Annotated in this window: 19 protein-coding genes and 1 pseudogene; 17 read left to right on the plus strand and 3 right to left on the minus strand. The window is 67.3% G+C overall.

All coding sequences use genetic code 11. From position 1 onward, the window contains the following. The first annotated feature begins 291 nt into the window (after positions 1-291). Genes ABSY19_RS26510 through ABSY19_RS26530 form a run of 5 tightly spaced genes read left to right on the plus strand, consistent with a single transcriptional unit; the run spans position 292 to position 5,645 of the window. Positions 292-951 carry a GntR family transcriptional regulator gene (locus ABSY19_RS26510; protein ID WP_382157300.1) on the plus strand — a complete coding sequence of 220 codons (660 nt, stop codon included), beginning with the start codon at positions 292-294 and terminating at the stop codon, positions 949-951. Next, complete coding sequence (locus ABSY19_RS26515) at positions 948-2,279, plus strand: malonyl-CoA decarboxylase domain-containing protein (RefSeq protein ID WP_382157302.1); 1,332 nt, start codon at positions 948-950, stop codon at positions 2,277-2,279. Before ABSY19_RS26510 ends, ABSY19_RS26515 begins: the two co-directional genes overlap by 4 nt. Positions 2,280-2,311: 32 nt before the next feature. Then, entirely contained in the window at positions 2,312-3,298 is a 987-nt protein-coding gene (locus ABSY19_RS26520) for a Bug family tripartite tricarboxylate transporter substrate binding protein (protein ID WP_382157304.1), read from the plus strand. After that, positions 3,295-4,062 (plus strand): enoyl-CoA hydratase/isomerase family protein, encoded by a 768-nt coding sequence (locus tag ABSY19_RS26525; protein ID WP_382157305.1) that lies wholly within the window; start codon positions 3,295-3,297, stop codon positions 4,060-4,062. Before ABSY19_RS26520 ends, ABSY19_RS26525 begins: the two co-directional genes overlap by 4 nt. Positions 4,063-4,094: 32 nt before the next feature. Continuing rightward, complete coding sequence (locus ABSY19_RS26530) at positions 4,095-5,645, plus strand: malonyl-CoA synthase (protein ID WP_382157307.1); 1,551 nt, start codon at positions 4,095-4,097, stop codon at positions 5,643-5,645. Positions 5,646-5,934: 289 nt separating this feature from the next. Here the strand turns inward: ABSY19_RS26530 and ABSY19_RS26535 are convergent, their stop codons facing one another. Beyond that, on the minus strand, positions 5,935-6,378 hold the full coding sequence (locus tag ABSY19_RS26535; protein WP_291118227.1) for a universal stress protein: 444 nt from the start codon (positions 6,376-6,378) through the stop codon (positions 5,935-5,937). A 111-nt stretch (positions 6,379-6,489) separates the two neighbouring features. Here ABSY19_RS26535 and ABSY19_RS26540 point away from each other — a divergent pair, with 111 nt between their 5' ends. The 9 genes and pseudogenes from ABSY19_RS26540 to ABSY19_RS26580 all read left to right on the plus strand — a co-directional run bounded on the left by ABSY19_RS26540 (position 6,490) and on the right by ABSY19_RS26580 (position 14,319). After that, entirely contained in the window at positions 6,490-8,862 is a 2,373-nt protein-coding gene (locus tag ABSY19_RS26540; protein WP_382163954.1) for a heavy metal translocating P-type ATPase, read from the plus strand. A gap of 9 nt (positions 8,863-8,871) precedes the next feature. Next, positions 8,872-9,009 carry a cbb3-type cytochrome oxidase assembly protein CcoS gene (ccoS, locus tag ABSY19_RS26545; protein ID WP_204735344.1) on the plus strand — a complete coding sequence of 46 codons (138 nt, stop codon included), beginning with the start codon at positions 8,872-8,874 and terminating at the stop codon, positions 9,007-9,009. 81 nt (positions 9,010-9,090) lie between these two features. After that, the gene (gene ccoN / locus ABSY19_RS26550) at positions 9,091-10,536 is read left to right on the plus strand and encodes a cytochrome-c oxidase, cbb3-type subunit I (RefSeq protein WP_382157309.1); all 1,446 of its coding nucleotides are present in this window, start codon (positions 9,091-9,093) and stop codon (positions 10,534-10,536) included. Between the two features lie 12 nt (positions 10,537-10,548). Further along, positions 10,549-11,175, plus strand: a complete 627-nt coding sequence (gene ccoO / locus ABSY19_RS26555; protein ID WP_382157311.1) for a cytochrome-c oxidase, cbb3-type subunit II — start codon at positions 10,549-10,551, stop codon at positions 11,173-11,175. A 19-nt stretch (positions 11,176-11,194) separates the two neighbouring features. Next, the gene (locus tag ABSY19_RS26560; protein ID WP_382157313.1) at positions 11,195-11,362 is read left to right on the plus strand and encodes a cbb3-type cytochrome oxidase subunit 3; all 168 of its coding nucleotides are present in this window, start codon (positions 11,195-11,197) and stop codon (positions 11,360-11,362) included. Continuing rightward, a complete protein-coding gene (gene ccoP / locus ABSY19_RS26565; RefSeq protein ID WP_382157315.1) occupies positions 11,359-12,288 on the plus strand; it encodes a cytochrome-c oxidase, cbb3-type subunit III in 930 nt (309 codons plus the stop codon). Before ABSY19_RS26560 ends, ccoP begins: the two co-directional genes overlap by 4 nt. A 93-nt stretch (positions 12,289-12,381) precedes the next feature. Continuing rightward, the gene (gene ccoG / locus ABSY19_RS26570; RefSeq protein ID WP_382163956.1) at positions 12,382-13,755 is read left to right on the plus strand and encodes a cytochrome c oxidase accessory protein CcoG; all 1,374 of its coding nucleotides are present in this window, start codon (positions 12,382-12,384) and stop codon (positions 13,753-13,755) included. A gap of 30 nt (positions 13,756-13,785) precedes the next feature. Next, positions 13,786-14,088 carry a nitrogen fixation protein FixH gene (locus ABSY19_RS26575; protein WP_382157317.1) on the plus strand — a complete coding sequence of 101 codons (303 nt, stop codon included), beginning with the start codon at positions 13,786-13,788 and terminating at the stop codon, positions 14,086-14,088. A 19-nt stretch (positions 14,089-14,107) separates the two neighbouring features. After that, positions 14,108-14,319, plus strand: a pseudogene (locus ABSY19_RS26580) (hypothetical protein). Here the strand turns inward: ABSY19_RS26580 and fnr are convergent. Beyond that, on the minus strand, positions 14,297-15,016 hold the full coding sequence (gene fnr / locus ABSY19_RS26585) for a fumarate/nitrate reduction transcriptional regulator Fnr (RefSeq protein WP_382157318.1): 720 nt from the start codon (positions 15,014-15,016) through the stop codon (positions 14,297-14,299). The pseudogene ABSY19_RS26580 and the gene fnr overlap by 23 nt on opposite strands. Before the next feature lie 152 nt (positions 15,017-15,168). On the opposite strand from fnr, the gene hemN reads away from it, so the two are divergent. After that, the gene (hemN, locus tag ABSY19_RS26590) at positions 15,169-16,548 is read left to right on the plus strand and encodes an oxygen-independent coproporphyrinogen III oxidase (protein ID WP_382157320.1); all 1,380 of its coding nucleotides are present in this window, start codon (positions 15,169-15,171) and stop codon (positions 16,546-16,548) included. Positions 16,549-16,568: 20 nt separating this feature from the next. Beyond that, on the plus strand, positions 16,569-17,240 hold the full coding sequence (locus ABSY19_RS26595; RefSeq protein ID WP_382157322.1) for a sulfite exporter TauE/SafE family protein: 672 nt from the start codon (positions 16,569-16,571) through the stop codon (positions 17,238-17,240). 7 nt (positions 17,241-17,247) lie between these two features. On the opposite strand, the gene ABSY19_RS26600 is transcribed toward ABSY19_RS26595, so the two are convergent. Next, entirely contained in the window at positions 17,248-18,132 is an 885-nt protein-coding gene (locus ABSY19_RS26600; protein WP_382163958.1) for a DMT family transporter, read from the minus strand. Between the two features lie 364 nt (positions 18,133-18,496). On the opposite strand from ABSY19_RS26600, the gene aceA reads away from it, so the two are divergent. Beyond that, positions 18,497-19,828 carry an isocitrate lyase gene (gene aceA / locus ABSY19_RS26605; RefSeq protein ID WP_382157324.1) on the plus strand — a complete coding sequence of 444 codons (1,332 nt, stop codon included), beginning with the start codon at positions 18,497-18,499 and terminating at the stop codon, positions 19,826-19,828. Positions 19,829-19,873: the final 45 nt, after the last annotated feature.

Here is a 19,873-nt window from a genome sequence, read left to right on the forward strand (position 1 = left end):
CAATTGCCGTGAGGTATTGCGCAGGCAATGCAAAGTAATTGGGTCTGTATTTTGACCAAATGGTCTTGCTTTTGAACAGAGGGCAGGGCGCGACGTGTCCCGGCATGCAAAGATTTGCATGGGGACGGGCATTCGATTGCATCGATGGGCGAAATGGCTGGCAACCCGGGATGCCGATCCGCAGCCGCCCATGCCCGGCCTCGGCGGTACTTCGGGTAAGTCCGGGGTGTCGGGGGCCCGACGGGTGGTCTTAGAATTACGCGTAATTACAGATAATTTTGCAAGCGACCGATGCTCAACTCCCTGCATGACGAAGTGGCCACGAAGCTGCGCGAGCGCATCTTCGCGGGGGTGCTCGCCCCGGGCAGCTTCGTCGACGAACCCGCGCTGTGCGCGGAACTGGCCATCTCGCGCACGCCGCTGCGCGAAGCCCTGAAGGTGCTGACCGCCGAAGGCCTGGTGCGGCACGAACCCCGGCGCGGCTGTTTCGTGAGCGAGGTCACCGAGCGCGATCTCGACGAGATCTTTCCCGTCATCGCGCTGCTCGAAGGGCGGTGCGCCTTCGAGGCCGCGAACAACGCGAGCGATGCCGACCTCGCGGCCCTGGAGCAACTGCACGACCGGCTCAACCGCAGCGCCCGGGCCCGGCTCATCAACGAGTACTACGACGCCAACTTCAAGATCCACGAGGCCATCATCACGCTGGCGAACAACCGCTGGCTGGCCCAGGTGATCGGCGACCTGCGCAAAATCGTCAAGCTCGCGCGCCTGCAGCAGCTGCACGCGCCGGGGCGGCTGGACCAGAGCCTGTCCGAGCACATGGCGGTGTTCGCCGCGCTCAAGGCGCGCGACGCCGAGGGTGCCGAAGCCGCCATGCGCACCCACCTCACGCGCCAGCGCGTGGCCTTGCGGGAACTGGCCCGCAATCAGACATCGAGGCTTTCGGCATGACCCCACCCGACTGGTTGGCGCAAGGCGTCTCCCTCCTGCGCCCGACGGCGAAAGCCGCTGGCCCACGCTCGACCCAGGAGCGGCTCGATGCCACCTTGCGGCAGGACGAAGAGGCCATGTCGCCGCGCATGCTGCGCCAGTCCCTCCGGGACCTGCAAGCCATCGTGGACCCGTTGGTGAGCGAGGTCGAGGGCGGGCGCCGCGCGCAGGCCATGATGGACTGGTACGCCAGTGCCTCGCCGCCGCACCGGCGCGACCTCTGGCTGCTCATGAGCGAGCGCTTCGTGGCCGACCCCCAGCGCGTCAAGAAGGCGCAGGCCCAGTTCGCCGCCGCCGTGGGCACGCCCGACGAGGCCGCGGCCGAGGTGCTCTACCGGCGCGCCACCGTCTCGCCCCGGCGCCGCCTGCTGCAGCGCTTCAGCGCCAACCCCGAGGGTGTGCGCTTCCTGGTGGACATGCGCGCCGAGCTGCAGCCGCAGCTGCGCAGCGACAAGCGCCTGTTCGCGCTGGACGTGGAGATGGAGTACATGTTCTCCACCTGGTTCGACGTGGGCTTTCTCGACCTGCGCCGCATCACCTGGGACTCGCCGGCCTCGCTGGTGGAAAAGCTCATCAAGTACGAGGCGGTGCACGACATCCGCAGCTGGGCCGACGTGAAGAACCGGCTCGACAGCGACCGCCGCTGCTACGGCTTCTTCCACCCGCGCCTGCCCGAGGAGCCGCTGATCTTCGTCGAGGTGGCGCTGATGAACGAGATCGCCGCCAGCATCACGCCGCTGCTCGACGAGGCGGCCGCGCCGGCCGACCTGGGCAAGGCCACCACCGCCATCTTCTATTCGATCAGCAACACGCAGACCGGCCTCAAGGGTGTGAGCTTCGGGGACTCGCTCATCAAGCGCGTGGTCGAGACGCTCAAGCAGGAGTTCCCCCGCCTCAAGACCTTCGCCACCCTCTCGCCCATTCCGGCCCTGCGTGGCTGGCTCACGAAGAACGCCCCGGCCGAGATGCTCAAGGCCTGGGAGCGCGTGGACGAGCTGGCCGAAAACGCGCCCGAGCGCCGCGCGCTCATGGGCTGGGCCGCGCGTTACCTGGGCGACGAACTGAACGAGGGCAAACCGCTGGACCCGGTGGCGCGCTTCCACCTGGGCAACGGCGCGCGGGTCGAGCGCCTGAACTGGGCCGCCGATCCGTCGGCCAAGGGGCTGAAACAGTCCTACGGCCTGATGGTGAACTACCTCTACGATCTCAAGCGACTGGACAAGCACCGCGCCTCGCTCGCGCAGGGAAAGATCCCGATAGCCGCGGCCATCAAGGACCTCTATCTTTGAAGCCGCCATTTCAACCACAAGGAGACAACAGCATGACCGAGAGCCTGAATCGACGAGACATCCTGCGCGCGGCCGTGGCCGGCGCCACCCTCTATGCCACGGCGGGCCATGCCCAGTCCACCTGGCCCACCAAGCCGGTGACCCTGATCGTGCCGTTCCCGGCAGGGGGTGGCACCGATGCGTTTGCCCGGCCCATGGCCGCGCAGTTCGCGCGGCTCTCGGGCAAGAGCCTGGTGATCGACAACCGGGGCGGTGCGGGCGGCACGCTGGGCGCCAGCATCGCGGCCAAGGCCGCGCCCGACGGCTACACCCTGTTCATGGGCGCGGTGCACCATGCGATCGCGCCCAGCATGTACCCCAAGCTCGACTACGACATCGACAAGGACCTGGTGCCGCTGATCCTGGTGGCCAGCGTGCCGCAGGTGGTGGTGGTCAACCCCAAGCGCGTGACCTCCGCCAACTTCAAGGAATTCCTCGCCATGGCCAAGGCCAACCCGGGCAAGCTCAACTACGCCTCGGCCGGCAGCGGCACCTCGCACCACCTCGCGGGTGAGCTGTTCAAGCAGCAGACCAAGACCTTCATCACCCACATTCCCTACCGCGGCGCGGGCCCGGCGCTCAACGACCTGATCGCCGGCCAGGTGGACGTGATGTTCGACGGCCTGGGCTCGTCGGCCGCGCACATCAAGGGCGGGCGCATCAAGGCACTGATGGTGTCGGGCAAGCAGCGCAGCCCGGCCTTGCCGGACGTGCCCTGCGCGGCCGAGATGGGCCTGCCGGACTACAACGTGACCACCTGGTACGGCGTGTGGGCGCCCAAGGGCACGCCGGCGGACGCGCAGAAAGGCGCGATCGATGAAATCCGCAAAGCCGTGAGCACGGACGAAGCGAAAGCGGTCTGGGCCAACCAGGGTGCGGAATTCGCCAACGTGAGTGGCCCGCAGTTCGATGCCTTCGTCAAGGGTGAAATCCAGAAGTGGGCGCAGGTGGTCAAGGCCTCGGGCGCCACGCTCGAATGAGCGGCCGGGTTCACCTGGCCATCGATCACGCGCTGGCGCGCGTGACGCTGTTCCACCCGGGCAAGTTCAACGCCATGTCGCGCGCGATGTGGCGCGAGCTGAAGGTGGTCTTCACCGAGCTGCAGGCGCGCACCGAGTTGCGCGGCGTGATCGTGGCGGGCGAGGGCGGGCACTTCTGCGCCGGTGGCGACATCGCCGAGTACCCGGGCTTTCGCTTCGATGCCGACGCGCTGCGCGACTTCCACGAGAACGACGTGTGGGGCGGCCTGGGCGCCATGCTGGCCTGCGACCTGCCGCTGCTGGCGCAGATCGAGGGCAACTGCATGGGCGCGGGTGTGGAGATCGCCAGCTGCTGCGACATCCGCGTGGCCGGCGAGGGCGCGCGCTTCGGCGCGCCCATCGCCCGCCTGGGTTTTCCCATGGCCCCGCGCGAAGCCCAGCTGGTGGCGCGCGAGGCCGGCCTGGCGACCGCGCGCGAGATGCTGCTGGAAGCCGCCGTGCTCGATGCGCACGAGATGAAGGCGCGCGGTTTCCTGCAGGCGGTGCGGCCCGATGCCGAGCTGAGCGCCGAAGTGCAGGCCCGCGCGCAGCGCATCGCGCGCCTGGCGCCGCAGGCCGCGCGCCAGAACAAGCAGACCCTGCGCGCGCTCGGCGCGGGCCAGCCGGTGCAGGCCGTGGTCGAGCAGGCCTACCATTACGCCGCCCAGGCCGAACACCGCGAAGGCATCGCCGCCTTCCTGGCCAAGCGCCAACCCGTTTTCTGAATCCTTTCTTCTCTTTGTTGCGTTCCCACACCATGAACCACAACCTGTACGCCGCGTTGCGCGCGGCCTTTCCCGCCGATCTGGACAGCACCGCCGTGGAGACGGTGGGCGGCGCCCATGCCGGCCTGCGCTACTCCTGGCGCGACCTGGACCGCGCCAGCGCCATGATGGCCAACCTGCTCGATTCGATGAAGCTGCCCGAAGGCTCGCGCATCGCGGTGCAGGTGGAGAAGTCGGTCGAGGCCCTGGTGCTGTACCTCGCCACCTTGCGCGCGGGCCACGTGTTCCTGCCGCTCAACACGGCCTACCAGGCCGGTGAGATCGAGTACTTCATCGGCAACGCCGAACCCGCCGTGGTGGTCTGCAGCCCGGCCAACTTCGGCTGGGTGTCCAAGATCGCCTTCAAGGCCGGTACGCGCCACGTGTTCACGCTGGGCGACGACCGCACCGGCAGCCTGCTGGAGCGCGCCGCGCACCACAGCGCCGAGCACACGCCAGCACACAGCCGCGCCGAAGACCTGGGCGTGATCATCTACACCAGCGGCACCACCGGCCGCAGCAAAGGGGCGATGCTGTCGCACGGCAACATGCTGAGCAACGCGCAAGTGCTGCGCGAATACTGGGGCTGGAAACCGGGCGACGTGCTGATCCACGCGCTGCCGATCTTCCACGTGCACGGCCTGTTCGTGGCCATCCACGGCGCGCTGATCAACGGCAGCCCGATGTTGTGGCTCAACAAGTTCGAGCCGCGCGCGGTGCTGGAGCTGTTCCCGCGCGCCACGGTGTTCATGGGTGTGCCCACGCTGTACGTGCGCCTGCTCGCCGAACCGGGCCTCACGAAACAGCAGGTGGCCCACATGCGCCTGTTCATCTCGGGCTCCGCGCCCTTGCTGATCGAGACCTTCGAGGAGTGGAAGACCCGCACGGGCCACACCATCCTGGAGCGTTACGGCATGAGCGAGACGGTGATGATCACCTCCAACCCCTATGCGGCGGACGCGCGCTTCGGTGGCGAGAGCGAGCGGCGCGGCGGCACCGTGGGCTTTCCCCTGCCGGGCAACGAGCTGCGGGTGGTGGACGAGGACACGAAACCGGTGCCGGTGGGCGAGATCGGTGCGATCCAGGTGCGCGGGCCCAATGTGTTCAAGGGCTACTGGCGCATGCCGGAGAAGACGGCCGAGGAGTTCACCGCCGATGGGTTCTTCAAGACGGGCGATGTGGGGCGCATCGACGAGCGGGGCTATGTGAGCATCGTCGGGCGCAGCAAGGACCTGATCATTTCCGGGGGGTACAACGTCTACCCGGCCGAGATCGAGGGCTACATCAACGAGATGCCGGGCGTGGCCGAGAGCGCGGTGGTGGGGGTGCCACACCCGGACTTCGGCGAGGTGGGGGTGGCGGTGGTGATCACCAAGCCCGGGGCTTCGGTGAAGCCCGATGAGGTGGTGTCCGCGCTCAAGGCGCGGCTGGCCAACTTCAAGATTCCCAAGCGCTGTGTGGTGGTGGCGGAGTTGCCGCGCAACACCATGGGGAAGGTGCAGAAAAACCTTCTTCGGGATCAGTACAAGGGCTTGTTCGCCTGACTGTTTTCTCCGGCCGCAGCGGTCCTCGGCGACCGGGGTGGCCGGCTCCGCTCATGTCCCCCGAACCGGCTTCGCCGGTTCTCCTCCTTGACTTCGCTGCGCCGGCCACCCCGGTCACCGAGGACCTACGGGTGGTTCGGAACGTTGGCACGCCGATGCTTTTGCGGAGTCAGGGGCAGTGGGCTCTGCGCAGCGGGGTAAAGGAGGAGGCGGCACCAGCCGCCGGGGGACACCCGCGGAGCAGAGCCCACTGCCCCTGACTCCCGCGAGGTATCACCCCAAAAAAACGTCAGCGCAGAACAAGCACAGGAATGTGCGAATGCGTCAGCACCTGCTGCGTCTCACTGCCCAGCAAAAGGCGCTTGATGCCCCGACGCCCATGCGAAGCCATCACGATCAGATCGCACTTGTTGCGCTTGGCCGCCGCGATGATCGCCTCGGCCACCAGATCGGACTTCACCGTCACCGGCTTCACCTTCACCTCACGCAACTGCCCGGCCGACTTCACCGCATTCACCGCCACCAGCGCCTCTTCCTGCCATTGTTTCTCGATGCGGGCCACCTCGGCCGCCGCCAACGCCACACCACCCTCGAAATAGGTTTGCGGGTAACGCGGAATCACCTTGAGCGCCACCACCTCGGCACCCGTCAGATCGGCCAGATTCAGACCATGCTCCACCGCCTTCTGCGACAGCTTCGAACCATCGGTCGCCACGAGAATTCGCTTGTACATTGTTGATCTCCTTGTGTGGTTGAACTCGGAACCCTCAGGGTAACAAAGCAGGGGCCTGAGGTGTTGACCTATGTCAATGGCCCGAAGCACGGCGTGGAATACGCTCCCACCATGAACCCGGCCGCCTCAGCGCTCGTGGCAAGCCACGTGCCTGCCCCTCCCGCGCCCGCCGTCCTGCCCCCTGCGGCAGGCGAGGCCACGCCATGGCCGCCGCGCGCCGACTGGCTGGGCACCCACCGCGGCTCCCTCACGGTCACCGACGACTTCGCCGTCCTGGACGACCCCGTCGAACAGGAGACCTTCACGCGCGCCCTCGCGCCCGATGGCGAGGGCGCCGGTGCCGAATCCGTGCTGGTGGTGCAGGGCATGTACTGCGCCGCCTGCGCCGACACGGTCGAGTCGGTGCTGCAGCACCTGCCCGGCGTGCAGCGCGCCCAGGTGCACGCCGCCACGCGGCGCCTCACGCTGCGCTGGGACCCGACGCGCACGCGCCTCTCCAGCCTGGCCCGCGCGCTGGGCGACACCGGCTACCGCCTGCTGCCCATGCAGCACGCGCTCTCGGTCAGCGAACGCCTGCGCGAAACCCGCCAGGCGCTGTGGCGCCTCTTCGTGGCCGGCTTCTGCATGATGCAGGTGATGATGTACGCGTGGCCCGCGTACGTGACCGCGCCCGGCGAGATCCCGCCCGACATCACCCAGCTGCTGCGCTGGGCCAGCTGGGTGATCAGCCTGCCCGTGGTGTTCTTCGCCAGCGGCCCCTTCTTCGCCAGCGCCTGGCGCGACCTGAAGCACGGCCGCGTGGGCATGGACACGCCGGTGTCCATCGGCATCCTCGTCACCTTCCTCGTCAGCTCGGCCGCCACCTTCGACCCCACCGGCCCCTGGGGCGCCGAGGTCTGGTTCGACTCGCTGACCATGTTCGTGTTCTTCCTGCTGGGCGGGCGCTACCTGGAGCACAAGGCGCGCGACCGCACGGCCGGCGCGCTCGACGGCCTCATGAACCGGCTGCCCGAGGTCTGCGAGCGGCAGAAGCCCGACGGCGGCTATGAGTCCGTCTCGCTGCGCCGCCTGCGCGTGGGCGACACCGTGCGCGTGCAGGCCGGCCAGGCCTTCCCGGCCGACGGCGAATTGCTCGATGGCCTGGCCACGGTGGACGAAGCCCTGCTGACCGGCGAGTCGCACCCGGTGTCGCTCCAGGCCGGGCAGGGCGTGGTGGCCGGCAGCTTCAACCTCGGCGGCCCGGTGCGGGTGCGCATCGACCGCCTCGGCGCCGACACGCGCTTCGCGCAGATCGTCCAGCTGATGGAGCGGGCCTCGACCGAGAAGCCCCGCCTGGCCGTGCTGGCCGACCGCGTCGCGGCGCCTTTCCTCGTCTGCGTGCTGCTCGCGGCCACCGTGGCCGGCTTCTACTGGTGGCAGATCGACCACACGCAGGCCCTCGCGGTGGCGGTGGCCGTGCTCATCGTCACCTGCCCCTGCGCGCTGTCGCTGGCCACGCCGACGGCCATGCTGGCCTCGGCCGGCGCGCTGGCGCGGCGCGGCGTGCTGGTGCGCCGGCTGCAGGCCTTCGAGGCGCTGGCGGGCATCGACGCGGTGGTGTTCGACAAGACCGGCACGCTCACGCACGACCGCCTGGCGCTGCAGAAGGTCACCCTCCGGGAAGGTGCAAGCCTCTCGGAAGCGTGGGCGCTGGCGGGTGCCCTCGCCGAAGGCTCGCTGCACCCCGTGTCCCGGATGATCGCGCGCGAGGCCATGGCGCGCCAGCCCGACCTGGCTCCACTGGCGGGGCATACCGAGCGGGCAGGGCAGGGCATGCAGGCCTTGCGGCCCGACGGAAGCTGGGTGCGCCTGGGCTCGGCCCGGTACTGCGGCCTCCCGCCTTCGGTGGCCGGTGAGCAGCTGCCTGCCGTTCACCTGAGCGACGCCCGCGGCTGGATCGCGAGCTTTGTTCTGCAAGAAAGTTTGCGCGACGACGCGGTGGCCGCCGTGGCCGCGCTGCGCGCGCTCGGTGTGCGCACCTGGCTGCTGTCGGGCGACCGCGAGACCGCCGCGCGGCAGGTGGCCCAGGTGGTGGGCGTGGACCACGTGATCGCGGGCGCATCGCCCGAGCAGAAACTGGCCGAGATCGCGGCGCTGCAGGCGCGCGGCCTGAAGGTGGCGATGGTGGGCGACGGCCTCAACGACGGGCCCGTGCTCGCGCGCGCCGACACCTCCTTCGCGCTCGGCCACGCGGCACCGCTGGCGCAGTCGCAGTCGGACTTCATCGTGCAGGGCGGCCAGGTCATGGACGTGGTCAACACCCTCACGCAGGCGCGCGCCACGCTGCGCACCGTGCGGCAGAACCTGGCCTGGGCCGCGGCCTACAACGTGGTCAGCGTGCCGCTCGCGCTGGCCGGCTACATGCCGCCCTGGCTGGCCGGCCTGGGCATGGCGGCGAGTTCGCTGCTGGTGATCGGCAACGCCCTGCGCCTGGCGCGGCACTGAAGGCTTTCGATGGACATCCTCTACCTCCTGATCCCGCTGTCCGTGCTGCTCGTGTTCGGCATCATCGGCGTGTTCTGGTGGGCGCTCCAGGCGGGGCAGTTCGACAACATCGAACGCGAAGGCGAGCGCATCCTCAAGGGCGATTGAGGGCGCGCTTGACCTAGGTCAAGGCCAAACAGGAACTCCCTGCGCACACTGTCGGCAGTGACATTGGCAAGGAGTATGTGTATGTCCGTGACCAACAGGGCCAGCCAGTCGGCGGTCTACAACGACAAAGTCGTTCGGCAGTTCGCCATCATGACGGTGGTCTGGGGCGTGGTGGGGATGCTGGTGGGCGTGATCATCGCCGCGCAGCTGACCTGGCCGGCGCTCAACCTGGGCGTCGAGTGGCTGTCCTACGGCCGCCTGCGGCCGCTGCACACCAACGCGGTGATCTTCGCCTTCGGCGGTTGCGGCCTGTTCGCCGCCAGCTACTACGTGGTGCAGCGCACCTGCCAGGTGCGGCTGTTCGGCGGGCAGCTCGCCGCCTTCTCCTTCTGGGGCTGGCAGGCGGTGATCCTGCTGGCGGTGGTCTCGCTGCCGCTGGGCATGACCTCCGGCAAGGAGTACGCCGAACTGGAGTGGCCGATCGACGTGCTCATCACCCTCGTCTGGGTGGCCTACGCGATCGTGTTCTTCGGCACCATCGGCGTGCGCAAGGTGCGCCACATCTACGTGGCCAACTGGTTCTTCGGCGCCTTCATCCTGGCCGTGGCGGTGCTGCACATCGTCAACAGCGCCGCGCTGCCGGTGGACATCTTCAAGAGCTACTCGGCCTACGCCGGCGTGCAGGACGCGATGGTGCAGTGGTGGTACGGCCACAACGCCGTGGGCTTCTTCCTCACCGCCGGCTTCCTCGGGATGATGTATTACTTCATCCCCAAGCAGGCGGAGCGCCCGGTGTACTCGTACCGCCTGTCCATCGTGCACTTCTGGGCCCTGATCTTCACCTACATGTGGGCCGGCCCGCACCACCTGCACTACACCGCGCTGCCGGACTGGACGCAATCGGTGGGCATGGTGTTCTCGCTCATCCTGCTCGCGCCGAGCTGGGGCGGCATGATCAACGGCATCATGACGCTCTCGGGCGCCTGGCACAAACTGCGCGACGACCCCATCCTGCGCTTCCTGATCGTCTCGCTCTCGTTCTACGGCATGTCGACCTTCGAGGGTCCGATGATGTCGATCAAGACGGTCAACGCGCTCTCGCACTACACCGACTGGACCATCGGCCACGTGCACTCCGGCGCCCTCGGCTGGGTGGGCCTGGTGACCATGGGTTCCATGTACTACCTGATCCCGCGCCTGTACGGCCAGAAGAAGATGTACTCGGTGCCAGCCATCGAACTGCACTTCTGGATCGCGACCCTGGGCATCGTGCTCTACATCGCCGCGATGTGGATTGCTGGTGTGATGCAGGGCCTGATGTGGCGCGCCGTCAACCCCGACGGCAGCCTGACCTACACCTTCGTCGAATCGGTCAAGGCCACCTTCCCGTTCTACGTCATCCGCCTGCTCGGTGGCGTGCTGTACCTGGCCGGCATGGGCGTGATGCTGTGGAACACGGTGATGACCGCGCGCAACGGCCGCGTGGAAGACGTCCGCATTCCCGCTCTCAACCCCGTCCACGCCTGAGGAGCCACAACCATGGCCGACAACAACAAGCCCCAGGGTTTCACCCACGAGCGGATCGAGACCAACAACTTCCTGATGATCGTGCTCATCGTGCTGGTGATCGCGGTCGGTGGCCTGGTCGAGATCGTTCCGCTGTTCTTCCAGAAGTCCACCACGCAGCCGGTGGAGGGCCTCAAGCCCTACAGCGCGCTGCAGATCGCCGGGCGCGACGTGTACGTGCGCGAGGGCTGCTACAACTGCCACTCGCAGATGATCCGCCCCTTCCAGGCCGAGACGCTGCGCTACGGCCACTACTCGGTGGCCGGCGAATTCGTCTACGACCGGCCCTTCCAGTGGGGCAGCAAGCGCACCGGCCCCGACCTGGCGCGCGTGGGCGGGCGCTACAGCGATGAATGGCACCGCATCCACCTGAACAACCCGCGCGATCTCGTGCCCGAGTCCAACATGCCGGCCTACCCCTGGCTGGAGAAGAAGACCGTGAACGAGGCCGGCCTGCCCAAGCGCATGGAAGTGCTGCGCACCCTGGGCGCGCCCTACACCGACGAAGAGATCGCCGCATCCCAGGTCGACGTGAAGGGCAAGACCGAGATGGAAGCCCTCATCGCCTACCTGCAGGTGCTGGGCACCGCCATCAAGTGAGTGCCAAGGAGAACATCACATGGACATCAATGACCTGCGCAGCGCCGTCACCGTGATCAGCCTGATGACCTTCCTGGGCATCGTGGCCTGGGCCTGGGCCCGGCGCAACCAGTCCCGCTTCGACGAGGCAGCGATGCTGCCGTTCCAGGACGAAGCCACCACCGACAGCACGAAAGAACCGTCATGAGCGACTTCACCAGCGAATTCTGGAACTGGTACGTGGCCGTGCTGACCGTGGTCAGCATCATCGCCTGCCTGATCCTGCTCTGGATCAGCGGCACCACCAAGGTCAAGGCCACGGCCGACAACACCACCGGCCACGTGTGGGACGGCGACCTGCGCGAGATGAACAACCCGCTGCCCAAGTGGTGGGTCTACCTCTTCATCATCACCTGCGTGTTCTCGATCGCCTACGGCCTGCTGTACCCGACCTTCGGCAAGTACCAGGGCCTGCTGGGCTGGTCGTCCGACGGCCAGCACAAGGCCGAGGTGGCCAAGGTCGAGAAGGCCATCGCACCGATCTACGCGCAGTTCAACGGCATGACGCCGCAGCAGCTTTCCGGCGATGCCTCGGCCATGGCCATCGGCGAGCGCCTGTTCATGAACAACTGCGCCCAGTGCCACGGCTCGGACGCGCGCGGCGCGCGCAGCTTCCCCAACCTGACCGACCGCGACTGGCTCTGGGGCGGTGAGCCCGAGGCGATCAAGGCCACCATCACCCAGGGCCGCAACGGCGTCATGCCGCCCATGGCCGCCGCCGTGGGCACGCCGGACGACGTGCGCAACGTCGCCCACTTCGTGCTCAGCCTCTCGGGCAGCCCGCACGACTCGGTGCGCGCCGCGCTGGGCCGCGCCGGCTTTGCCGCCTGTGCGGCCTGCCACGGTGCGGACGGCAAAGGCAACACCGCCATGGGCGCGCCCAACCTGAGCGACAACACCTGGCTGCACGGCTGGGGCGAAGACGCCGTGGTGCGCGCCATCACCAAGGGCTTCAACAACCAGATGCCGGCACAGGCCGGCAAGCTCAACGCGGACCAGATCCGTGTGCTGAGCGCCTACGTCTGGGGCCTGTCCAACAAGGCCGGCGCAACCGCCGCCGCCGCCGGCAACTGATCGATTCGCACCTGCTCCCAGCCAGCCCACGTGACCATTCCGTCCAGCAAGCCCAGAGCCTCCATTCCCATCGTCCCCGTCGATGACGAGACGATGGTGTCCCTCTACGCGTCGCGCGAGAAGATCCAGCCGCGATCGGTCCAGGGCCTGTTCGCCAACTGGCGCTGGGTCATGGTCTGGATCACGCAGCTCGTTTTCTACGGGCTGCCCTGGCTGGAGTGGAACGCGCGCCAGGCCGTGCTGTTCGACCTGGAGGCGCGCCGCTTCTACATCTTCGGGCTGGTGCTCTACCCGCAGGACTTCATCTACCTCACCGGCCTGCTGGTCATCTGCGCCTTCGCGCTGTTCCTGTTCACCGCCGTGGCCGGTCGCCTGTGGTGCGGTTTCGCCTGCCCGCAGACGGTCTACACCGAAATCTTCCTGTGGATCGAGAAGAAGGTGGAGGGCGACCGCTCGGCCCGCCTGCGGCTGGACCAGTCGGCCCTGTCCGCCAGCAAGCTGGGCAAGCGCTCGCTCAAGCACGCGCTGTGGATCGCCTTCTCGCTCTGGACGGGCTTCACCTTCGTCGGCTACTTCACGCCCATCCGCGAGCTGGGCGCTCTCTCGGTGGCCGCCGCGCTGGGGCCCTGGCAGCTGTTCTGGATCTTCTTCTACGGCTTCGCCACCTACGGCAACGCCGGCTTCCTGCGCGAGCAGGTCTGCAAGTACATGTGCCCCTACGCGCGCTTCCAGAGCGCGATGTTCGACCGGGACACCATGATCGTCACCTACGACACGCGGCGCGGTGAACCGCGCGGCCCGCGCTCGAAGAAGGCCGACCCCAAGGCCCTCGGCCTGGGCTCGTGCGTGGACTGCACGCTGTGCGTGCAGGTGTGCCCCACCGGCATCGACATCCGCAACGGCCTGCAGTCCGACTGCATCGGCTGCGCGGCCTGCATCGACGTGTGCGACGACGTGATGGACAAGGTGGGCTACCCGCGTGGGCTGATCCGCTTCTCCACCGAGAACGGCCTGGACAACGGCTGGACCACGCGGCAGATGCTGCGGCGCGCCTTGCGCCCGCGCGTGCTGATCTACACCGCGATCCTCGGCGCCATCACCCTCGCCGTGGGACTGAGCCTTTACATGCGCACGCCACTCAAGGTGGACGTGATCCGCGACCGCGGCGCCCTGGCCCGCATGGTGGAGCAGGGGCGCATCGAGAACGTGTTCCGCCTGCAGATCATGAACGCCACCGAGTCGCCGCAGCGCTACGCCATCGGTGTCTCCGGCCTGCCCGGCATCGCGCTGGACTCCAGCGCCGAGGTGGAGGTGCTCTCCACCGAGGTGCGCGCGGTGGCGGTGCGGGTGCAGATCCCGCCCGATGCCGCGAGCCCGGGCTCGCACCCGATCCATTTCGACATCCGCGCCATCGGCGACGAATCGATCCACGTCTCCGAAAAGGCAGCCTTCCTGGTGCCGCGCTGATCCGATCCATCTTCTCGAAGGAGCTCTCTCATGAACCCATCCAGCTCTCCCGCCGTGGCGGCCCCCGTGCCGCCGGTGTCCTGGTGGCGTGTCCCACACATGTGGCTGGTGGTGGGCGGCCCGCTGGTGGTGGTGGTGGCCAGCCTCATCACCGCCTTCATCGCGGTCAACAACGCCGACCCGGTGCTCGACAAGGCCGTGTTCGAACGCGACCGCGAAGCCGCGCTGGCGCTGGAAGGACAGGCCAAGGCCGAGGCGCTGATCAAGCTGCAGCCCGCGCACCAGGCGCGCAACCACGCGGCTTCGCCGGTGGTGCCTCAACCGGAGCGCTGAGGTGCAGGCGCGCCACTGGATGGGCATCGCCTGGCCGGCTTTCCTGCTCGCGGCGGTGCTGGAGATGCTGGTCTTCGCGATGGTGGACCCGGGCGACCTGCACTGGTTCGGCCAGCCGCTGGACTGGTCGCGCCAGGCGGTCTACACCGTGGCCTTCTTCGTCTTCTGGGGGTGACGGCGGTGTCGAGCGCGCTGACCGCGCTGCTCGTCATCCGCAAGTCTGAGGATTGACGATGCGGCGCAGGCCGTCGGTGTTCTTGATGTGCACGTAGCGCTGCTTCACATCGATGATGCCGTCCTCCACGAACTTGGAGAAGGTGCGGCTCACCGTCTCGAGCTTCATGCCGAGGTAGCTGCCGATCTCTTCGCGCGTCATGCGCAGCACCAGCTCGGACTGCGAGAAGCCGCGCGCATGCAGGCGCTGCACCAGGTTGAGCAGGAAGGCCGCCAGGCGCTCTTCGGCGCGCATGCTGCCCAGCAGCAGCATCACGCCATGGTCGCGCACGATCTCGCGGCTCATGATCTTGTGCACGTGGTGCTGCAGGGTGGTGAATTCGCGCGAGAGCTCTTCGACCTGGTCGAACGGCATCACGCAGACCTCGGCATCTTCCAGCGCCACCGCGTTGCAGGAATGGTGGTCGCTCACGATGCCGTCCAGGCCGATGATCTCGCCCGTCATCTGGAAGCCCGTCACCTGATCGCGGCCGTCGGCCGTTGTCACGCAGGTCTTGAAGAAGCCCGAGCGCACGGCGTACAGCGACGTGAACTTGTCCCCCACGCTGAACAGCGCCGTGCCGCGCTTGATGCGCCGGCGCTTGGAGATCACCTTGTCCAGCTTGTCCATCTCGTCGGGGTTCAAGCCCATGGGCAAGCACAGCTCGCGCAGGTTGCAGCTCGAGCAGGCGACTTTGATGCGTTGAGCGTCCATTAGAAAAGTCCGGATTCGCAAAAGGTTACAGCATACCCCCCACGGTGTCGACTTCGCGCCCCGGCAGCGGATCAGTTCACCACCTTTTGACCAGGATCAAGGGAATTCCAGACACTCTGTCGCACAGTGAGGGCCTTGATGGAGATTCGATCTTGAGCCACGCCATTTCCGAGGAGCTGCTGAAGCGTTTTGACGTGCCGGGGCCGCGCTACACCTCATACCCCACCGCCGACCGGTTCGTGGAGGCGTTCACCGAGAACGACTACATCCAGGCGCTGCAACAGCGCCGAGCGGGCTCGATGGCCCTTCCGCTGTCCCTGTACGTGCACATCCCGTTCTGCGAATCGGTCTGCTACTACTGCGCCTGCAACAAGGTCATCACCAAACACCATTCGCGCGCGGCCGAGTACCTGCGCTACCTGGCGCGCGAGGTGGAGCTGCAGGTGGCGCACCTGGGCCAGGGCCACAGCGTGTCGCAACTGCACCTGGGCGGCGGCACACCCACCTTCCTCTCCGATGCCGAGCTCGAAGAACTCATGGCCATGCTGCGGCGCCACTTCACGCTGGCGCCCGGCGGCGAGTACTCGGTGGAGGTGGACCCGCGCACCGTGACCGAGGACCGCCTGAAGACCCTGGCCCGCCTGGGCTTCAACCGCCTGAGCTTCGGCGTGCAGGACTTCGACCCCGCGGTGCAGAAGGCCGTGCACCGCGTGCAGCCCGCCGAGCAGGTGTTCGCGCTGGTGGCCGCGGCGCGGCGCATCGGCTTCGAGTCGGTCAACGTGGACCTGATCTACGGCCTGCCGCTGCAGACCCCCGCGTCTTTCGCGCGCACGCTGGCGCAGGTGAACGAGCTGCGGCCCGACCGCATCGCGCTCTACGCCTATGCCCACCTGCCATCGCGCTTCAAACCGCAGCGGCGCATCTCGGCGGCTGAGTTGCCCAGCCCGGGCGACAAGCTCGGCATGCTGTCGATGTCGCTCGATGCGCTGATCGACGCCGGCTATGTCTACGTGGGCATGGACCACTTCGCGCTGCCCAACGACGCGCTCGCGGTGGCCAAGCGCCAGGGGCGCCTGCACCGCAACTTCCAGGGCTACAGCACGCAGCCCGACTGCGACCTGATCGCGCTCGGCGTGTCCGCCATCGGGCGCATCGGCGCCACCTACAGCCAGAACGCCAAGACGCTGGAGGAATACCGCGACCTGCTCGACCAGGGCCGACTGCCCATCGTGCGCGGGCTCGCGCTCACGCGCGACGACCTCCTGCGCCGCGCGGTGATCATGGCGCTCATGTGCCAGGGCGAGGTGCAGTTCGAGTCGATCGAACTCGGCCACCTGATCAGTTTCAAGAACCACTTCGCGCGCGAACTCGAGGTGCTCGAAGGCCTGGCCGCCGAGGGCCTGGTGTGCCTGAGCCCGACCGGCATCCAGGTCACCGAGGCCGGCTGGTTCCTGGTGCGCGCCATCGCCATGGTGTTCGACAAGAACCTGCAGGTCGACCTCGACCGCGCGCGCTTCTCGCGCATCATCTGAGGCCGGCGCGGGCGCCCACCATGCAAACCTCCATGGCGATCACGGCGCTCTTCATGGGCCTGGTGGGCGGCCCGCACTGCGTGGCCATGTGCGGCGCAGCCTGCGCCGGCATCGGCCGCGCGGCTGGCGCGCGCAGCACGCAGGCCCTGCTGGGTTTTCAGGCGAGCCGCATGCTGGGCTACGCGCTGTTCGGCGCCTTCGCGGCCGGCTCGGTGCAGGGCCTGGCCTGGTTGGGCACGAACACCGCGGTGCTGCGGCCGGTGTGGACCATGTTCCATGTGGCCGCGCTGCTCCTGGGCGCGGTGCTGCTCTGGCGCGCGCGCCAACCGGCCTGGATCGAGAACCTTGGGCAGCAGGTGTGGCGCCGCGCCCGGCCCGCCATGGTGAGACTGGGGCCGCGCGCGCCCATGGTGCTGGGCGTGGCCTGGGCGCTCATGCCCTGTGGCCTGCTGTACTCGGCGCTGCTGGTGGCTTCGCTCTCGGCCAACGCGCTGGAAGGCGCGGCCATCATGGCTCTGTTCTCCATCGGCACCTCGGTCTCGCTCACCGCCGGGCCGTGGCTGCTGCTGCGCCTGCGCGGCGCGCGCTCGGGTGGCTGGGGCATCCGCCTGGCCGGGCTGGCCCTGGCCGTCACTTCGGGCTGGGCGCTGTGGATGGGCATCACCCGGCCCACCGGCCTCTGGTGTCTCTGAAAAACGCTCAGGCCTTGGGCGCGGCGCGGCCGGGCAGGGTGGCCAGCACCAGGCCGAGCAGGGCGATGCCGAACGCCACGCCTTGCAAGAGCGACAGCCGCTCGCCCATGAACAACACGCCGATGGCGGCCGCGCTGATCGGCAGCATCACGGTGAACACACCGGCCTGCGAAGCGGGCACCGTCTTGAGCCCGGTCATCCACAGCCACACCGTCCACACGCTCGCGGCCAGCGCGTAGAACACCAGAAGGCCCCAGACGGGCAGGGCGACGGTGGAGAAGTCGAACGTCCACGCCGCCCACAGGCCGAACGGCGTGACCAGCGCGAAACCCCAGAGGTTGATGATGGCCGAAATGCGCTTCGGACCCAGCCCCTCGGTGAGGTGCTTGCCGATCACCACGTAAGAGGCCTCGCACACCACGGCGGCGAACACCAGCAGGTTGCCCAGCAGCGCCTTGCTGATGCCGAACGGGCCGCTGGTGTCGGCCACCACCGCGCCGGCGTCCACCTTCTGCAGCGAGAACAGGCCAATGCCCAGCGCCGCGCAGGCAATGCCGGCCGCGCTGCGCCAGCCAATGCGCTCGCGCAGGAACAGCCAGCTCAGCAAGGCCACCACGGCCGGGATCGACGACATCACCACGCCCGCGGCCACGGCGGTGGTCAGGCTCACGCCGAACAGCATGCAGATGGAGAACAGGAAGTTGCCCAGGAACGATTCGAGGAACAGCAGGCCGCGCGTGCGCGGCGACATCGGCGGTTCGTCGGCCGGCTTCTTCAACCAGTTCCACATCGCCAGGCCGCCGATGCCAAAGCGCAGCCAGGCGAGCAGGAACACAGGGAACACCAGCACCAGGGGCTTGGAGAGGGCCACATAGCTGCCCACCAGCGACATGCTCAAGGCCAGGCACGCATAGGCCCACCAACGGTTCGGGGAAGTCACGGTTTTTGACGGGTGTGCACGAAAGTGGGTCGCATCATGCCTGAAGCGTTTCAGGGTATTCCGGGATGAGAGATGTTTGTTTTGCAATATGAAAACACAAAATGTTGCGGCGCAAGAAAATTTCTCAATGCAAGAAACGGATTTCTACATTGAGAAATTTTATGAAAAGTACGTTGAAAAACAACAAGAAATTTTTTCTCTTATATAAGACATAAGAGCTTCCAAAACTCTTCTATAAGACTTAAAGTCTTCTCAACGGCACCGCGTTTGCATGCAAGCCAGCCGCCCCGATCCATCAACCTCACGGAGTATTCAAATGCCGCAATCCCTGACCGAGCAACTGAGCCGCGCCCAACAGATCGAAGCCCTGGAAAAAGACTGGGCGACCAACCCGCGCTGGAAAGGTGTGAAGCGCGGCTACAGCGCCGCCGACGTCGTGCGCCTGCGCGGCAGCATGCAGGTGGAGCACACGCTGGCCAAGCGCGGTGCCGAGAAACTGTGGGACAAGGTCAACGGCGGCGCCAAGAAGGGCTACGTGAACGCCTTCGGCGCCATCTCCGCCGGCCAGGCCATGCAACAGGCCAAGGCCGGCCTGGAAGCCGTGTACCTCTCGGGCTGGCAAGTCGCCGCCGACGGCAACACCTCCGAGACCATGTACCCCGACCAGTCGCTCTACGCCTACGACTCGGTGCCCACCATGGTTCGCCGCATCAACAACACCTTCAAGCGCGCCGACGAAATCCAGTGGGGCCGTGGCATCGAGCCGGGCAGCGCGGAATTCATCGACTACTTCCTGCCCATCGTGGCCGATGCGGAAGCCGGCTTCGGCGGCGTGCTCAACGCCTTCGAACTCATGAAGAACATGATCGCCGCCGGTGCCGCCGGCGTGCACTTCGAAGACCAGCTGGCCGCCGTGAAGAAATGCGGCCACATGGGTGGCAAGGTGCTCGTGCCCACGCAAGAAGCCTGCGAGAAGCTGATCGCCGCGCGCTTCGCCGCCGACGTGATGGGTGTGTCCACCATCGTGCTGGCCCGCACCGACGCCGAAGCCGCCAACCTGATCACCAGCGACCACGACGCCAACGACAAGCCCTTCCTGACCGGCGAGCGCACGCAAGAAGGTTTCTACCGCGTCAAGAACGGCCTGGAGCAAGCCATCAGCCGCGGCGTGGCCTACGCCCCGTACGCCGACCTCGTGTGGTGCGAAACCGGCGTGCCGGATATCGGCTTCGCCCGCGAATTCGCGCAAGCCGTGCAAGCCGCCTGCCCCGGCAAGCTGCTGTCGTACAACTGCTCGCCCTCGTTCAACTGGAAGAAGAACCTCAACGACAAGCAGATCGCCTCGTTCCAGGAAGACCTGGCCGCGCTGGGCTACAAGTACCAGTTCATCACGCTGGCAGGCATCCACATCAACTGGTTCAACACCTTCCAGTTCGCCCACGCCTATGCCCGCGGCGAAGGCATGAAGCACTACACGGAAATGGTGCAGGAACCCGAATTCGCTGCGCGCGACAAGGGCTACACCTTCGTGTCGCACCAGCAGGAAGTGGGCGCGGGTTACTTCGACGACGTGACCACCGTCATCCAGGGCGGTTCTTCGAGCGTGAAGGCGCTGACGGGGTCGACCGAGGAAGAGCAGTTCCACTGAGCTGAATCCCTCGCGAAGAGGAGACAGAAAGCCGCCCTTCGGGGC

Origin of the sequence: Hydrogenophaga sp. ANAO-22, assembly GCF_042466645.1 — a bacterium.
Lineage (GTDB): Bacteria > Pseudomonadota > Gammaproteobacteria > Burkholderiales > Burkholderiaceae_C > Hydrogenophaga.

Excerpts from the sequence above, each read along its gene's own strand:
- ABSY19_RS26595 (WP_382157322.1), top strand. The coding sequence starts at position 16,569 with ATGCAAACCTCCATGGCGATCACGGCGCTCTTCATGGGCCTGGTGGGC.
- ccoG (WP_382163956.1), top strand. The coding sequence starts at position 12,382 with ATGGTGTCCCTCTACGCGTCGCGCGAGAAGATCCAGCCGCGATCGGTC.
- ABSY19_RS26525 (WP_382157305.1), top strand. The coding sequence starts at position 3,295 with ATGAGCGGCCGGGTTCACCTGGCCATCGATCACGCGCTGGCGCGCGTG.
- ccoO (WP_382157311.1), top strand. The coding sequence starts at position 10,549 with ATGGCCGACAACAACAAGCCCCAGGGTTTCACCCACGAGCGGATCGAG.
- ABSY19_RS26515 (WP_382157302.1), top strand. The coding sequence starts at position 948 with ATGACCCCACCCGACTGGTTGGCGCAAGGCGTCTCCCTCCTGCGCCCG.
- ABSY19_RS26560 (WP_382157313.1), top strand. The coding sequence starts at position 11,195 with ATGGACATCAATGACCTGCGCAGCGCCGTCACCGTGATCAGCCTGATG.
- ABSY19_RS26520 (WP_382157304.1), top strand. The coding sequence starts at position 2,312 with ATGACCGAGAGCCTGAATCGACGAGACATCCTGCGCGCGGCCGTGGCC.
- ABSY19_RS26600 (WP_382163958.1), bottom strand. The coding sequence starts at position 18,132 with ATGTCGCTGGTGGGCAGCTATGTGGCCCTCTCCAAGCCCCTGGTGCTG.
- ABSY19_RS26530 (WP_382157307.1), top strand. The coding sequence starts at position 4,095 with ATGAACCACAACCTGTACGCCGCGTTGCGCGCGGCCTTTCCCGCCGAT.
- ABSY19_RS26535 (WP_291118227.1), bottom strand. The coding sequence starts at position 6,378 with ATGTACAAGCGAATTCTCGTGGCGACCGATGGTTCGAAGCTGTCGCAG.
- ABSY19_RS26575 (WP_382157317.1), top strand. The coding sequence starts at position 13,786 with ATGAACCCATCCAGCTCTCCCGCCGTGGCGGCCCCCGTGCCGCCGGTG.
- ccoS (WP_204735344.1), top strand. The coding sequence starts at position 8,872 with ATGGACATCCTCTACCTCCTGATCCCGCTGTCCGTGCTGCTCGTGTTC.
- ccoN (WP_382157309.1), top strand. The coding sequence starts at position 9,091 with ATGTCCGTGACCAACAGGGCCAGCCAGTCGGCGGTCTACAACGACAAA.
- ABSY19_RS26540 (WP_382163954.1), top strand. The coding sequence starts at position 6,490 with ATGAACCCGGCCGCCTCAGCGCTCGTGGCAAGCCACGTGCCTGCCCCT.
- aceA (WP_382157324.1), top strand. The coding sequence starts at position 18,497 with ATGCCGCAATCCCTGACCGAGCAACTGAGCCGCGCCCAACAGATCGAA.
- ABSY19_RS26510 (WP_382157300.1), top strand. The coding sequence starts at position 292 with ATGCTCAACTCCCTGCATGACGAAGTGGCCACGAAGCTGCGCGAGCGC.
- ccoP (WP_382157315.1), top strand. The coding sequence starts at position 11,359 with ATGAGCGACTTCACCAGCGAATTCTGGAACTGGTACGTGGCCGTGCTG.
- fnr (WP_382157318.1), bottom strand. The coding sequence starts at position 15,016 with ATGGACGCTCAACGCATCAAAGTCGCCTGCTCGAGCTGCAACCTGCGC.